This window comes from Mariniflexile sp. TRM1-10, from assembly GCF_003425985.1.
Classification (GTDB): domain Bacteria; phylum Bacteroidota; class Bacteroidia; order Flavobacteriales; family Flavobacteriaceae; genus Mariniflexile.
This window is the reverse complement of sequence record NZ_CP022985.1, coordinates 1833005-1847316: the sequence shown is the minus strand read 5'-3', so window position 1 is coordinate 1847316 and position 14312 is coordinate 1833005. Positions and strand designations below refer to the sequence as shown.

The 14312-nt window shown below is 34.5% G+C and carries 16 protein-coding genes; 3 read left to right on the top strand and 13 right to left on the bottom strand.

All coding sequences use genetic code 11. From position 1 onward, the window contains the following. Positions 1-960, bottom strand: coding sequence for a M28 family metallopeptidase (locus tag CJ739_RS07945; protein ID WP_117174123.1), 960 nt, complete (start codon positions 958-960; stop codon positions 1-3). Positions 961-1091: 131 nt separating this feature from the next. On the opposite strand from CJ739_RS07945, the gene CJ739_RS07940 reads away from it, so the two are divergent. Both CJ739_RS07940 and CJ739_RS07935 read left to right on the top strand, forming a co-directional pair. Next, positions 1092-3239 carry a prolyl oligopeptidase family serine peptidase gene (locus CJ739_RS07940; RefSeq protein WP_117174121.1) on the top strand — a complete coding sequence of 716 codons (2148 nt, stop codon included), beginning with the start codon at positions 1092-1094 and terminating at the stop codon, positions 3237-3239. Between the two features lie 84 nt (positions 3240-3323). Next, positions 3324-4238 (top strand): ABC transporter ATP-binding protein, encoded by a 915-nt coding sequence (locus CJ739_RS07935; RefSeq protein WP_117174119.1) that lies wholly within the window; start codon positions 3324-3326, stop codon positions 4236-4238. A gap of 21 nt (positions 4239-4259) precedes the next feature. Here the strand turns inward: CJ739_RS07935 and CJ739_RS07930 are convergent, their stop codons facing one another. From CJ739_RS07930 to pdxA, 9 genes are all read right to left on the bottom strand, one after another. Next, positions 4260-4721, bottom strand: coding sequence for a 3-oxoacyl-ACP synthase (locus tag CJ739_RS07930; RefSeq protein ID WP_117174117.1), 462 nt, complete (start codon positions 4719-4721; stop codon positions 4260-4262). A gap of 3 nt (positions 4722-4724) precedes the next feature. Then, complete coding sequence (gene mtgA / locus CJ739_RS07925; protein WP_117174115.1) at positions 4725-5408, bottom strand: monofunctional biosynthetic peptidoglycan transglycosylase; 684 nt, start codon at positions 5406-5408, stop codon at positions 4725-4727. Then, the gene (locus tag CJ739_RS07920) at positions 5401-6522 is read right to left on the bottom strand and encodes an NAD(P)/FAD-dependent oxidoreductase (RefSeq protein ID WP_117178823.1); all 1122 of its coding nucleotides are present in this window, start codon (positions 6520-6522) and stop codon (positions 5401-5403) included. Before CJ739_RS07920 ends, mtgA begins: the two co-directional genes overlap by 8 nt. 188 nt (positions 6523-6710) lie before the next feature. Further along, positions 6711-8063, bottom strand: coding sequence for an acetyl-CoA carboxylase biotin carboxylase subunit (gene accC / locus CJ739_RS07915; RefSeq protein WP_117174113.1), 1353 nt, complete (start codon positions 8061-8063; stop codon positions 6711-6713). Positions 8064-8108: 45 nt separating this feature from the next. Then, positions 8109-8588, bottom strand: a complete 480-nt coding sequence (gene accB, locus CJ739_RS07910) for an acetyl-CoA carboxylase biotin carboxyl carrier protein (RefSeq protein WP_117174111.1) — start codon at positions 8586-8588, stop codon at positions 8109-8111. A 22-nt stretch (positions 8589-8610) separates the two neighbouring features. Beyond that, positions 8611-9612 (bottom strand): beta-ketoacyl-ACP synthase III, encoded by a 1002-nt coding sequence (locus CJ739_RS07905; protein ID WP_117174109.1) that lies wholly within the window; start codon positions 9610-9612, stop codon positions 8611-8613. Between the two features lie 180 nt (positions 9613-9792). Beyond that, positions 9793-9996, bottom strand: coding sequence for a 50S ribosomal protein L32 (rpmF, locus tag CJ739_RS07900; RefSeq protein WP_069829108.1), 204 nt, complete (start codon positions 9994-9996; stop codon positions 9793-9795). Positions 9997-10005: 9 nt separating this feature from the next. Next, positions 10006-10545, bottom strand: a complete 540-nt coding sequence (locus CJ739_RS07895) for a YceD family protein (RefSeq protein WP_117174107.1) — start codon at positions 10543-10545, stop codon at positions 10006-10008. A 73-nt stretch (positions 10546-10618) separates the two neighbouring features. Beyond that, positions 10619-11665 (bottom strand): 4-hydroxythreonine-4-phosphate dehydrogenase PdxA, encoded by a 1047-nt coding sequence (gene pdxA, locus CJ739_RS07890; RefSeq protein WP_117174105.1) that lies wholly within the window; start codon positions 11663-11665, stop codon positions 10619-10621. 224 nt (positions 11666-11889) lie between these two features. On the opposite strand from pdxA, the gene CJ739_RS07885 reads away from it, so the two are divergent. Next, entirely contained in the window at positions 11890-12486 is a 597-nt protein-coding gene (locus CJ739_RS07885) for a riboflavin synthase (protein ID WP_117174103.1), read from the top strand. On the opposite strand, the gene CJ739_RS07880 is transcribed toward CJ739_RS07885, so the two are convergent. From CJ739_RS07880 to CJ739_RS07870, 3 genes are all read right to left on the bottom strand, one after another. Next, on the bottom strand, positions 12483-12686 hold the full coding sequence (locus tag CJ739_RS07880) for an Fjoh_0651 family PID-CTERM protein (protein WP_117174101.1): 204 nt from the start codon (positions 12684-12686) through the stop codon (positions 12483-12485). The genes CJ739_RS07885 and CJ739_RS07880 overlap by 4 nt on opposite strands. 532 nt (positions 12687-13218) lie before the next feature. Continuing rightward, positions 13219-13800, bottom strand: a complete 582-nt coding sequence (locus CJ739_RS07875; RefSeq protein WP_117174099.1) for a transposase — start codon at positions 13798-13800, stop codon at positions 13219-13221. Between the two features lie 104 nt (positions 13801-13904). Then, positions 13905-14312: a hypothetical protein gene (locus CJ739_RS07870; protein WP_117174097.1), complete on the bottom strand. Its 408-nt coding sequence runs from the start codon at positions 14310-14312 to the stop codon at positions 13905-13907.

Sequence of the window (14312 nt, the reverse complement as noted above, 5' to 3'; positions counted from 1 at the left end):
TCAATCGTTTTGTTTAATAAAATAGAGTTCCTTATTTGTTGAAGCTATTCTCATGATAGTTTGAAAAATATACTCACAAACCATTTTCTCACCTTCTAAATTTATTAGCTCTAAAGTATCCTCAGGCGTATGGTATTGCGGATGCCCGCCTGTATGCATTCCCATTACTGAAATTCCTTTTTTATAAAACGACACATGATCAGAACCCCCTACCGATCCTGCATGGACCACCGGGTTCAAACCTAAACTTTTTCCTAAATGGGTCATAAAATCTACGCCTCCTGGAAACGTTCCCGCGCCTCCCATATACACCTGCTTTTCTTCATTAAGTCGACCCACCATATCCATATTAATCATAAGCTTCATCTGTTCCAAAGGCACGATAGGGTGTTCAACAAAATATTCACTTCCCAACAGTCCTTGCTCTTCAGCTCCAAAAGCAATAAATATAATACTGCGTTTTAATTCTAATTTGTACCCCACTAACTTTTCTGCTATTTCCAATAAAGCTGCAGTGCCACTAGCATTATCATCGGCTCCAAAATGAATGGTGTGTTTTTTATCCGATTTTGAAGAAGGACCACCCAAACCTAAATGATCATAATGTGCCCCTAAAATAATATATTCATTTTTTAAAATGGCATCATTACCTTCAATAAAACCTATAACATTCCAAGTAGATACCAATGGTTTTTCCGCTACACCTTCTTCTGCCCTTAATCTGGCTTTAAAATGTTGCTTATATCCTCCTTTAAAAGATTCAATTCCCGATTTTTTAAAATCTTTCTCCAAATATTTCACAACACGCTTATTAGTTTTGCCACCCGGATAACGTCCTTCATTTTTTCTTGAAGTTAAAAATTTAATATGCTCCTTAATCTCGTGCTTGGTAATATCTGACTGAGAAAACAACGAAAAACAATTTGCTATTAATAATAACCCTAAAAAGACCTTCTTCATAACTAAAATTAATTTATAAAATGTATAAGTAAAAGTACAGCTATTACTATGTAAAATTTAAACTTTTAAGACCAACAACACATACTGAGGGATTTTCGTTATTTTTGAATTCATTGCAAATCAATAATTATATGAACAAATTAATTATTAGTATTGCAGTCGCTATAAGCTTTATGGCTTGCAAACAGAACCCTGTAGAAAAAAAAGTGCCAGTGAATTATCCTGAAACAAAGACAGTTGATAGTATAGACTCTTATTTTGGCGTTAAAGTTAACGACCCTTACCGTTGGCTAGAAGACGACAGAAGCAAGGAAACAGAAGCTTGGGTAAAAGCTCAAAATAGGGTAACCAACAACTATTTGGACAATATTCCGTTTAGAAACGAACTTAAAGAACGCCTTTCAAATCTATGGAATTACGAAAAAATAAGTGCGCCATTTAAAGAAGGCAACTATATGTACTTTTCTAAAAATGATGGTTTACAAAATCAATATGTTATTTATAGGAAAAAGATTGGTAGTGAAAACGAAGAACTGTTTTTAGATCCCAATACGTTTTCGAAAGACGGGACAACATCTTTAGACGCTTTAAGTTTTTCAAAAGACGGCAGTATTTTAGCATATTCCATTTCTGAAGGAGGTAGTGATTGGAGAAAAATTCTAATCATGAATGCCGAAACGAAAAAGATTATTGAAGACACTCTTATTGATGTAAAATTCACTCAAATATCTTGGTATAAAAACGAAGGATTTTACTATTCCAGTTACGATAAACCTAAAGGGAGTGAGCTTTCGGCAAAAACAGACCAGCACAAAGTATATTATCATAAACTTGGAACGCCTCAAAGTGAAGATGCTCTTATTTACGGTGGAACACCAGAAGAAAAGCACCGATACATTTATGCCAATGTTACAGAAGATAATAGATATCTAATCATCACACCGCGTATTTCAACATCAGGAAATAAACTCTTTATAAAAGATTTATCACATAAAAACAGCCAATTAATTTCTATCTTAAATCATACCGATAGTGATTCACAAGTTATTGAAAATGAAGGCAGCAAATTATTTATAGTAACCAACCTAAATGCTCCAAACAAAAAAATAGTTTCAGTGGATGCTTCAAACCCAACCCCAGAACATTGGGTAGATGTAATACCGGAAACCAAATTTGTTTTAAACCCATCAAAAGGAAGTGGTTTTTTCTTTGCGAATTATATGGTTGATGCCATATCTAAAATTAAACAATACGATTACAACGGTAAATTAATAAGAGAAATAGAATTACCAGGATTAGGAACTGCTTCTGGTTTCTCTGGAAAAAAAGAAGATACGACGTTATATTATTCATTCACTAATTACAATACACCTTCAAGTATTTATTCGTTAAACCCTAAAACAGGTGACACCAATTTATATTGGTCACCAGACATCGACTTTAACAGTAATGACTACGAAAGTAAACAAGTTTTTTTTAATTCAAAGGATGGCACTAAAATCCCTATGATAATCACCCATAAAAAAGGCTTGAAACGGGATGGCAAAAACCCAACCATGCTTTATGGCTATGGCGGTTTCAACATTAGTTTAACACCTGCTTTTAGTATTACCAACGCCGTTTGGATGGAACAAGGCGGTATTTTAGCTGTACCAAATTTGCGTGGTGGTGGCGAATATGGCAGAAAATGGCATGATGCAGGGACACAGTTAAAAAAACAAAATGTATTTGACGACTTTATCGCTGCCGCGGAATACTTAATAAATAACAAATACACGTCTTCAAATTATTTGGCGTTAAGGGGAGGTTCAAATGGCGGTTTATTGGTAGGTGCTGTTATGACTCAGCGACCTAATTTAGCAAAAGTGGCATTGCCAGCGGTCGGGGTTTTAGATATGTTACGTTATCATACCTTTACTTCAGGTGCAGGTTGGGCTTTCGATTATGGTACAGCCGAACAAAGCAAAGAGATGTTCAACTATTTAAAAGGCTATTCCCCTGTTCATAATGTGAAAGCTGGTGTAGAATATCCCGCGACTTTAATCACAACGGGCGATCATGACGACCGAGTGGTACCGGCACATAGCTTTAAATTTGCTGCTGAATTGCAAAGTAAGCAAACAGGGGCAAACCCAACTTTAATTAGAATAGAAACAGATGCAGGCCATGGTGCCGGAACACCTGTAAGTAAAACTATTGAGCAATATGCTGATGTTTTTGGGTTTACACTTTTTAATATGGGGTTTGATCAATTACCAATGAAAATCAATAAAAACTAAAGTATTCTTTATGTGTCGGTTCGAGCGCAGTCGAGAACTATTTTAAGACATCTCGACTGCGCTCGATGTGACATTAATTTATTTATGCTACAAGTAAACAACCTGACATTCCAATACAAAAAACAACCTATTTTAAAAGATATTAATTTCTCTGTTAAAACAGGTGAACATTTTGCCATTATAGGTGAAAGTGGTTCAGGAAAAAGTACGCTTCTAAAATTACTTTACGGGACTTACGATTTAAATGAAGGTCAGATTTTTTGGAAAGACAAGGAAATATTAGGTCCAAAACACAACCTCATCGTTGGTCCTGAATTCATGAAATACGTGGCTCAGGAATTCGATTTGATGCCTTTTATTACAGTCGCCGAAAATATTGGTGCGTTTCTTTCTAATTTTTATCCTGATGAAAAACAAGCGCGCATAAAAGAGTTGCTGGAAGTGGTAGAGCTACAGTCCTATGCCAATACAAAAGCGAAAGAATTAAGCGGCGGACAAAAGCAACGGGTTGCTATAGCAAAAGCCATTGCGAAACAACCCGAGGTATTGCTACTCGATGAACCTTTTAGCCATATTGATAATTTCAAAAAACAATCGCTACGCCGAAGTCTTTTTAAATATCTGAAAGAAAAACATATCACTTGTATTGTCGCTACACACGATAAAGATGACGTGCTTTCATTTTCTGATCAGATGATCGTATTGCACGATGCCAAAATTATGGCAAAAGGCACTCCTGAACAACTATACAAGAACCCACAAAACAAATTGATTGCTTCATTTTTTGATGAGTTTAATGATATAGAAAATTATGGCATTGTCTATGCAAATCAATTGAAATTAGTCGAAAATTCAAACTTAAAAGCAACGGTTAAACACGCTTATTTTAAAGGAAGTTATTACTTAATTGAAGCCGATTTGAATGGTAAAATGGTGTTTTTTGAAAGTGATATTGATTTAGATAAAAAATTAAATATTTGTCTTTCTGTATTAAAATAATCTAAAAAGTCAAGATGAGTTCTAAAATATCTTTTCAATTTTAAACTGTTGCTCCCTAAAAACAACCGCATTCCCCACTGTTTTTCCCATAAGCAATTGCCCAATAGGCGTATGGGGCGAAATAGCATAAAATACGTCGTTATCTACTTTTAGTTCACCGGCACTTATAGCAATAAAATAGTTGCTTTTATTGGTGTAAACAACAGATCCCAAACCAATAAATTCTGAAGTATTTGAAATTTGTATCTTCGATAGGCTTTCTTTGGTTTTTTGAATTTCCGCCAATTGACTTCCTGCTTTTTCACGTTCCAATTGCAGCATCGCCCTACCTGTTTCGTGTTTATCACCAGCACTACTTTTGGTTTCAGAGGTTAAAGATTCCTGTATTTCGTTAATAGTATTTTGAATCGTATTAAATCTGTTTTCAACAAAATCAAAGCATTGTACATACAGCTCTTTTTTAATTTCTAAACTCGAAGCCATAGCTTAATCGTAATTTAAAGGACCAAAAAAGCGCATTTGACGTGTTATCCAATTCTTTCTACCTTGAATATAATTGGTTGCAGGATTAGCTCTGTATCGTAACGGACTAGGCAGAATGGCGGCAATGGCAGCAGCTTCTTGTTGACGTAAATTGGCAGCCGATCTTTTAAACCAATGTTGCGCTGCGGCTTCGGCACCATAAATACCGTTACCCATTTCAATGCTGTTTAAATAGACTTCCATAATACGCTCTTTAGACCAAATTAATTCTATTAAAAACGTAAAATAAGCCTCTAAGCCTTTACGTAACCAACTACGCTGTGGCCACAAAAAAACGTTTTTTGCTGTTTGTTGGCTAATGGTACTTGCGCCTCTGGTACGCTTGCCTTTTTTGTTGTATATGAGCGCTTTTTCAATGGCTTTCATATCAAACCCATGATGGTTTAAAAAGTTTTGATCTTCGCTACAAATCACTGCTAATTGCAAGTTTTTGGAGATGTGGTCTATAGATTCCCAATCGTGTTTCCAAACGATATCTTTTCCATCTATTTTTTGTTCAACGGTTCGTATAACCATGAGTGGGGTAACAGGAATGGGCATCCACTTAAATACAATAACCAATCCTATAGAAATTGCAAAAAACCAAAGGAGCCCTTTAAATAAAAACCTAAATAATTTTCTAATCATGATATGCTATTAATTGTGCTAATTCCTTTCCTACCAAACTCCCAATGGCAATTCCCATACCGCCGAGTTTTACACCGCAATATACATGATTACCCAATGATTTTACAATAGTATTTTTTAGTTTTCCAACGCCCATAATACCACTCCACCTTTGTTCAATTTCAAACGGAATTTCAGGTAAAATAACCGTTTTTAGTATACTTTCCAATTTGTTTTGAATAATATAGGTTTGAGCAAAATCGGTTGTTTCTTCACCTTTAAAATCTAGGTTTCTGCCACCACCTAACAAAATTCGATTATCAATGTTTCTAAAATAATAAAAACCTTTGTCTAAATGAAACGTGCCTTTTATATGGAGATTATCTATAGGTTTTGTAATGAGCACTTGTGCCCGTGCTGGCTTTACATCTTCTTTTATAAGTTGCGTTGCAAAACCATTAGTAGCAATACATAGTTTTGATGTTGAAAACTCGACCGAATTGGTTTTTATTTTTACTGAATCGACAGCTTCTGAAAAGCCTTCAACCGTTATGTTATTTAATATTTTGATACCTTTTGATTGTGCTTTTTGAAGGAGAGCTTCCATCATCTTTCCTGTATCTATCTGTCCTTCAAACGGATTAAAAATATAATGCTCTTTTACCTTTTTAAAATGAAAACTGTTTGGTTTCATGCTGAAAACATCCTTTTTAAATATAGGTTGAAGCAATCTATTGATGTCTACTTGTTTTGAAAGACATGCTTCAAACAAATCATCATCATTTAAAAACAACTCATATCCACCATAGTTTTGATAATTTATAGCGCGCTCACCCAAAGTTTCTTTTAACAGCTGTAAACCATTCACACGCTTTTTTACCAGATTAAAAACCTCTTCTTCTGAATGCGATTTTAGGTCATCAAGTATTTCACTAAGGCTACCAAAACAGGCAAATCCTGCATTTTTTGTGCTGGCACCTTGTGGCAACATACCTTTTTCCAATATTAATATGTTGGCTTTAGGGAATTGGTCTTTTAACCGTAAGGCACAACTTAATCCCACAATACCGCTCCCAACAATAGTGAAATCTATGTTGGTAAACCATGATTTTATTTCCCAGTAAGAGAGAGTCATTTTTGGTTGATGGTTGATGGTTGATGGTTGTTGGTTGATGGTTGTTGGTTGATGGTTTTTTTGAACCAACTTTGAAATTATAATCTCTTTAGCTTTGCAACTCTGCAACTTTGTAACTTTGTAACTTTAAAAAAAGCAAAAGGAACACCATAAAAAAACTCCGAAATTGCTTGCGGAGTCTTTACTATTTATTCTTCAACTTGTTTTTCTATAACAAAATCTTCCATAAATTTAGTGGTATAATTTCCAGCTAAATAATCTGGATGCTCCATTAATTGTCTGTGGAATGGAATGGTGGTTTTTACACCTTCTATTACGAATTCGTCTAAAGCACGCTTCATTTTATTGATGGCTTCTTCTCTGGTTTGCGCCGTTGTGATTAACTTGGCAATCATAGAATCGTAATTTGGCGGAATGGTATAACCTGCATACACGTGGGTGTCTAAACGCACACCATGACCTCCTGGGGCATGTAACGTTGTGATGGTTCCTGGTGATGGACGGAAACCATTAAACGGGTCTTCAGCATTAATACGACACTCGATGGAATGTAATTTTGGTAAATAATTTTTACCAGAAATTGGCACTCCTGCAGCCACAAGAATTTGTTCACGAATTAAATCGAAATCGATAACTTGTTCTGTAATGGGGTGTTCTACCTGAATACGCGTATTCATCTCCATAAAGTAGAAATTACGGTGCTTATCTACTAAAAACTCGATGGTTCCTGCACCTTCGTATTTAATATATTCTGCTGCTTTAACTGCGGCTTTTCCCATTTTTTCACGAAGTTCATCGGTCATAAATGGTGAAGGTGTTTCTTCGGTTAGTTTTTGATGGCGACGTTGGATAGAACAATCTCTTTCCGATAAATGACATGCTCTTCCAGTAGAGTCTCCCACAATTTGGATTTCAATATGTCTTGGCTCTTCAATAAGTTTTTCCATGTACATATCGTCATTCCCAAAAGCCGCTTTACTTTCTTGACGTGCAGAATCCCAAGCATCTTTTAAGTTTTCCGGTTTCCAAACGGCACGCATACCTTTTCCACCACCACCGGCAGATGCCTTAAGCATAACTGGATAGCCGGTTTTTTTGGCTACTTTTTCACATTCTTCAAATGACTTTATAACCCCTTCGCTTCCTGGAACACAAGGTACGCCTGCAGCAATCATGGTAGATTTTGCATTGGCTTTGTCTCCCATTCTGTCAATCATTTCTGGAGAAGCACCAATAAATTTTATACCGTGTTCTTCACATATCTTTGAAAATTTAGCATTTTCAGATAAAAACCCATAACCAGGGTGAATAGCGTCTGCATTAGTAATCTCAGCCGCCGCAATAATATTGGATATTTTTAAATAAGACAAACTACTAGATGGAGGTCCTATACAAACGGCTTCGTCTGCAAATTTAACGTGCAAACTTTCTGCATCGGCTGTAGAGTAAACAGCAACTGTTTTTATGCCCATTTCTTTACAGGTTCTAATAACACGCAATGCTATTTCCCCTCTATTGGCAATCAATACTTTTTTAAACATAATTTTATAAAAATTATGAATTCAGAATTCTGAATTCTGAATTAATTAAGATGGATCTACTAAAAATAATGGTTGATCGAATTCAACAGGTGAAGAATCGTCAACTAATATTTTAACTATTTTACCTGAAACTTCAGATTCGATTTCATTGAAAAGTTTCATAGCTTCTATAATACAAAGCACATCGCCTTCAGCAATGGTTTGTCCAACCTCTACAAATAATGGCTTATCTGGAGATGGTTTTCTATAAAAAGTTCCAATAATTGGCGATTTTATAGTGATGTATTTTGAATCTTCTGTTGCTGGAGCAACGGACGCAGAAGGTTCCGCGGTTGGTTTTGCTTCAGAAACTGGCACTGCCATTTGTGGCATTTGAGCCGCTACAGGCGCATAATGCACTGCTGTTGTTTCTGAATCTGATCCTGTTTTTATGGTGATTTTAATATCATCCATTTCTAGTTTAACCTCGCTTGCCCCTGATTTGGCAACAAACTTGATTAAGTTTTGAATTTCTTTAATATCCATAATCTTACTAATTAGTTAATGGTTAGTTTACTGAATTATATGCCCATTTTAAATAAATGGCACCCCAATTAAATCCGCCTCCAAAAGCGGCAAAAATTATATTATCTCCTTTTTTAAGTTGTGATTCATAGTCACTTAATAGTAATGGTAACGTAGCAGAAGTCGTATTACCATACTTGTGAATATTAATCATTACTTTCTCTTCTTCCAATTCGATGCGTTGTGCAGTAGCGTCAATAATACGCTTATTTGCTTGATGCGCAGCCAACCAATCAACATCCTCTTTTGTTAAATTATTACGCTCTAATATTTTTACAGTGGCATCTGCCATGTTGAATACCGCATTTTTAAATACTGTTTTCCCTTCTTGAAAAGCATACTGCCCCCCTTTTTCTATGGCTTCTGGGGTTATTGGAAATGAAGAACCTCCGTAGGTAGCCTGTAAAAACTCCCGACCTGTTCCGTCACTTCTTAGATATTCATCCTGAAGTCCCAAACCTTCTTCATTAGGTTCGAATAAAACGGCTCCTGCTCCGTCACCAAAAATAATACAAGTGGCTCGGTCTTTATAATTGATAATTGAAGACATTTTATCGGCTCCAATTAACAATACATTTTTATAACGGCCAGATTCAATATAACTGGCTGCTACGGACATACCGTACAAAAAACTAGAACATGCAGCATCCATATCGAATGAAAATGCATTTACTGCACCTATTTCGGTAGCCGTAAAAGAAGCCGTTGAGGCCGCTTTCATATCTGGAGTTGCGGTTGCAACAATAACAAGTTCAATAGTTTTAGGGTCTATGCCTTTTTTATTAATAAGGTCTTGTCCTGCTTTAATAGCTAAGTAAGAAGTTCCTTTTCCTTCGTCTTTAAGAATTCGACGCTCTTTTATTCCTGTTCTAGAAGTTATCCATTCATCATTAGTATCAACCAATGTTTCAAGAATTTGATTGGTTAATACGTATTCTGGCACATAAGCACCAACAGCGGTTATTGCTGCTGAGATTTTTCCCATAACTTTATAGTTAAATTGATCAAAAAATCATTAAAATTGAACAAAAACGCTCAAAATGTCGCGAAAACTACTAAAATTTGACGAAACATTGTGCAAATTACGTGTTTTTGTCCTTTAGAAAAAGCATATCATAAAAAAAACGCTCACATGTGAGCGTTTTATTATATGCGTGCATACAATTTATGCTACGTTTTCTACAGCTTCAGAGTTATCAATTAACACTTGACCTCTGTAATATAATTTTCCTTCGTGCCAGTGAGCTCTGTGGTATAAATGTGCTTCACCAGTTGTTGGACAAGTAGCAATCTGTGGCGCAGTTGCTTTGTAATGTGTTCTTCTTTTATCTCTTCTTGTTTTCGAGATTTTTCTCTTAGGATGTGCCATTTTTTATGTTTATTTATCCGTTAATAGTTTCTTTAATGTATTCCAACGAGGATCGGTTTCCTCTTCAGTTTCTTTTTCTTCCTTAAGCTTTGGGCTTAATTCTTCTAACTTTTTAAGTATATCGGAATCTAAAGTTCCGTCTTTAACTCCAGGATGTACGCGTTTAATTGGTACAGCAAGTACAATTAATTCGTAAATATATTGTTGTATGTTAATTTCGTATGTTCCGTGAGGTACAATAAGAATATCAATAAACTCATCATTGTATTCATCTCCAAACTTTACCACTAAATCGAACTCATTTTTTATGGTCTGATCGAAAGGTTCGTTTGTTAAATCGCAATTAACATTTACAAATCCTGAAATTTTAAAGTTTAATTCTAATAACGTAGTTTTCTTGTCCAATACAAGATCTACGTTAACATTTACATCATTAAACTCTTCATACTCAAAATATTCAAAGAACGTTTTCTCAATTTTATACTCAAAATGATGCTTTCCAAACTTTAATCCTACAAATGGGATTGTAAACTCTTTTAATGGCTTCATTCTCACATCTATTTTGAGCCTGCAAATATATAAATTTTTATTTAAGCTACATTACTTATAAACATTTTTTTGTTTACATCTTTTGATTTGATTTTTTCAAGGGGTTTGACGTAAGTTCTTCATAATCAAATCTATTTTTAAATATTTGAATAGCAGCAAAAACAGCTTCCTTAAAAGAGTTCTCGTCTGCTACCCCTTTTCCTGCAATTTCGTAGGCTGTTCCGTGGTCTGGAGAGGTTCTAATTTTATTCAACCCCGCAGTAAAATTAACGCCTTGACCAAAAGACAGTGTCTTAAATGGGATCAAGCCTTGATCGTGATAGGTGGCTACAATGGCATCAAAATTTTTATAATTATTGGAGCCAAAAAAGCTATCGGCAGCATACGGTCCAAACACTAATTTACCTTCTTCTTTGATTTTTTGAAGTGTTGGTCTTAAAATCGTATCGTCTTCATTACCAATAACACCATTATCGCCTGTGTGCGGATTAATACCTAAAACGGCTATTTTGGGTCTAACTATATTAAAGTCTTTTAAAAGTGAATTATAAACAGCATTTATTTTTTTAATGATTAAAGCTTCGGAGAGGTGCTCTACAATATTTTTTACGGGCACATGGTCTGTTAGCAATCCAACCCTTAATGTGTCGGTTACCATAAACATAAGGCTTTCGCCTTCTAATTGTTGGGCCAAATAATCGGTATGCCCCGGAAATTTAAATGCTTCGGACTGTATATTGTGTTTATTTATAGGCGCAGTAACCAAAACATCTATTTGACCGTCTTTAAGTGCTTTTGTTGCCATTTGTAAAGACTTAATGGCATACGCTCCTATTTTAACATCTTCTTTGCCAAACTCAATATTTACAGGTTCATTCCAGCAATTAAATACATTAACCTTTCCAAAAAGGAGTTGATTTAAATTGTTAATGCTGTTAAAATTGATTTCTGAATTAAAATGTGTTTTAAAAAAATTCATGGCTTTTGCCGAAGCAAAAATAACTGGTGTACAGAATTCTAACATTCTAGAGTCTTCAAATGTTTTTAAAACAATTTCTCCACCAATGCCATTTAAATCACCTATTGATATGCCAACTACTATATTTTCTGATTTCTTCATTAAGAATGACAACTTTTGTTTGTAATTTTGATATTTATTCCAAATAAATACCAAAATAGTCTATTAAATTTGTTTCTTTTTAATCAGTATGTCCATATAAAATATAACCATAACTGAGACTATGTTTAAATTTTCTATTTTATCTGAACAAAAAATAACTCAAATTAATAACCCCTTGAAATTCATTTGGAATTACAAATTTAGTTAAATAAACAAACAATACTATGTTTACTGGAATAATTGAAGATATTGGAACCGTTTCTAATTTAAAAACAGAATTAGACAACCTTCATATCACTGTAAAAAGTACCATGACCCCCGAATTAAAAATTGACCAAAGTGTCGCACATAACGGGATTTGTTTAACGGTTGTTGCCATTAACAGCAATGAATATACTGTTACCGCCATAAAGGAAACCCTAAATAAAACCAATTTAAGCACTCTTAAAATTGGTGACCAAATAAATTTAGAACGCGCCATGAAACTAGGTGACCGACTTGATGGCCATATGGTGCAGGGACATGTGGACCAAACAGCAGTTTGTACCCATGTTGAAGAAACTAATGGAAGTTGGATGTTTTCTTTTGATTATGATGCTTCTCTTAATAATATTACCATTGAAAAAGGCTCGATAACCATAAACGGAACAAGTTTAACGGTTATAAATTCAAAAAAAGACAGCTTTAGTGTTGCCATTATACCTTATACCTATAACCACACAAACTTTAACACCTTTAAAAAAGGCACCGTAGTAAATTTAGAGTTTGATGTTTTAGGAAAATATGTATCTAGACTTTTAGAGCTTAGAACGCTTAACTAACCGTTGTTTTTTTTAAATAAGAGTTTTTTAGCCCCATAAAGCAAACCAACACAAACACCTAATAGCACACCGCCATCTATGGGCAACCCAGGCGGCGGCGGCCCAGGCGGCGGCGGATCACCTCCAGTTTGGGCAGCACATACAACACTTATTAATACAAATAAGATTGAGACAACTATTCTTTTGTTTTGTATTATCATGGTATACAAAGGTATAAAAAACCGAATAAGCAAAATAATTACATTGCGAAAAAATGTTCGTTAATCGTCCAAAATATTCGACAAAATGCAATTATTCTACTATTATAAACGATACTATTGTAAAAAAAGTATCTATCTGATATGAAAAAAATAATCCCTCATTTTTTATTATCGTAGCAAATATATATAAATATAGTACAGAAAAGAAATTAAAAAAAGATTGATTTATATTGATTATTAAACAAATAGCACTTTAAAAAGATAAGACCTCAATTAAGTTTTACTGTTTTAAATATACGCCCTTGATATAGATTGACCGCAAAAAGTCAATTTACACAAAACACCCATGAGAATAGCGTTCACATACCCGAAGATGATTATAAAGGGTGTTCTATCTGACAGCTCCCCGAAGTGTTCCTTCAAAAAATAGACATTCTTTAAAGTTGGGTTGTTGTGCGAAGTTGGGTTGCTGTGCGAAGTCTCCCGACTTCGCCTCTGCTAGCGCTCGTTTGTAACGAGTGCCCTTTAACAACTAACCAAAAAATCCAGCATCGTCTATTTCTAAAATCGTACTGTCATCTTGATAGTTTCTGGCACTAGAGTATTTCCATTCTACAGGGTTTGTTACAAAACCATTTTCAACTGGATTGTTATGTATGTAATCTATTTTTTGTTTTACAACCGATTCACTCCATAATTCTATAGGTTTATTATGATGCTGCCAAAATTGATATTTGCTTACATTACCTTGTTTCTTACCCGCTCGCTCAAACATCCATAAAAGCCATTCTTTTCTGCTTTCCTGTGGGTTATTTTCAATGGCTTCTATTACTTTTTTTGCCGTATGCTTTTTAAATGCTTGTAACAATTCCATGGGTTGCTCGTTGCTTGACCGAAATATAAAATGAACCCTTCGACCTAGCTCAGGACAGGCATGGCTGGGCATAAAACAATAGGCATAGACTTCCATACCCTTTTCCGCTCTGCAATAATGAATGCTGTCTGCCAAAACATTAAAATAAACGTGTCTTGTAAAAACGTCAAGCCAATATACTGTAGCGAACGATACAAAATATAAGCCCGCCTTGTTATGAAATTTATATTTTCTACTCATACTGAAAAATACAAAAAGCTATTCTAAATATTTGGAATAGCTTTATTGTTTTTATTATGGCTTTTGTTTGCCTTACTCTGTACGGCACTCGTTACAAACGAGCGCTAGCGGGGGGGCGTCAAAATATACTTCTTTTTTCTAGAAAACAATTCGTTTTGTTCTAATAAAAAATAATATTTTTTATTATCACTTTTAAACTTAATAAAACTTGCAGCAAAAAAATAGTATTTAATATCTTCTATCTCTGATCTTTTGAATACTTTTTCTTGAAAGTTAACATAAACAAATTGCTCATCAAAAGAAATATTATTGAGCTTATTTATTTTCAACAAATAAAGTAGAACAAATAATATAACAGCTACCGATAAAAGTAATAACAAAACTAAATCAAAATATTTTTCTCTATTATATAATATAATAGAAATTATTATCAAAATAAACAAGATACCAACAGTGATAATATAAAGAAATGTTCTTCCTTCTTTAAATGACAAATTTACCTTTTTACTCAT

What these genes read in the sequence shown, in the direction of transcription:
- CJ739_RS07945 (WP_117174123.1), bottom strand. Translation starts at nt 960, where the DNA reads ATGAAGAAGGTCTTTTTAGGGTTATTATTAATAGCAAATTGTTTTTCG.
- CJ739_RS07940 (WP_117174121.1), top strand. Translation starts at nt 1,092, where the DNA reads ATGAACAAATTAATTATTAGTATTGCAGTCGCTATAAGCTTTATGGCT.
- CJ739_RS07935 (WP_117174119.1), top strand. Translation starts at nt 3,324, where the DNA reads ATGCTACAAGTAAACAACCTGACATTCCAATACAAAAAACAACCTATT.
- CJ739_RS07930 (WP_117174117.1), bottom strand. Translation starts at nt 4,721, where the DNA reads ATGGCTTCGAGTTTAGAAATTAAAAAAGAGCTGTATGTACAATGCTTT.
- mtgA (WP_117174115.1), bottom strand. Translation starts at nt 5,408, where the DNA reads ATGATTAGAAAATTATTTAGGTTTTTATTTAAAGGGCTCCTTTGGTTT.
- CJ739_RS07920 (WP_117178823.1), bottom strand. Translation starts at nt 6,522, where the DNA reads ATGACTCTCTCTTACTGGGAAATAAAATCATGGTTTACCAACATAGAT.
- accC (WP_117174113.1), bottom strand. Translation starts at nt 8,063, where the DNA reads ATGTTTAAAAAAGTATTGATTGCCAATAGAGGGGAAATAGCATTGCGT.
- accB (WP_117174111.1), bottom strand. Translation starts at nt 8,588, where the DNA reads ATGGATATTAAAGAAATTCAAAACTTAATCAAGTTTGTTGCCAAATCA.
- CJ739_RS07905 (WP_117174109.1), bottom strand. Translation starts at nt 9,612, where the DNA reads ATGGGAAAAATCTCAGCAGCAATAACCGCTGTTGGTGCTTATGTGCCA.
- rpmF (WP_069829108.1), bottom strand. Translation starts at nt 9,996, where the DNA reads ATGGCACATCCTAAGAGAAAAATCTCGAAAACAAGAAGAGATAAAAGA.
- CJ739_RS07895 (WP_117174107.1), bottom strand. Translation starts at nt 10,545, where the DNA reads ATGAAGCCATTAAAAGAGTTTACAATCCCATTTGTAGGATTAAAGTTT.
- pdxA (WP_117174105.1), bottom strand. Translation starts at nt 11,665, where the DNA reads ATGAAGAAATCAGAAAATATAGTAGTTGGCATATCAATAGGTGATTTA.
- CJ739_RS07885 (WP_117174103.1), top strand. Translation starts at nt 11,890, where the DNA reads ATGTTTACTGGAATAATTGAAGATATTGGAACCGTTTCTAATTTAAAA.
- CJ739_RS07880 (WP_117174101.1), bottom strand. Translation starts at nt 12,686, where the DNA reads ATGATAATACAAAACAAAAGAATAGTTGTCTCAATCTTATTTGTATTA.
- CJ739_RS07875 (WP_117174099.1), bottom strand. Translation starts at nt 13,800, where the DNA reads ATGAGTAGAAAATATAAATTTCATAACAAGGCGGGCTTATATTTTGTA.
- CJ739_RS07870 (WP_117174097.1), bottom strand. Translation starts at nt 14,312, where the DNA reads ATGAGTAAAAAGGTAAATTTGTCATTTAAAGAAGGAAGAACATTTCTT.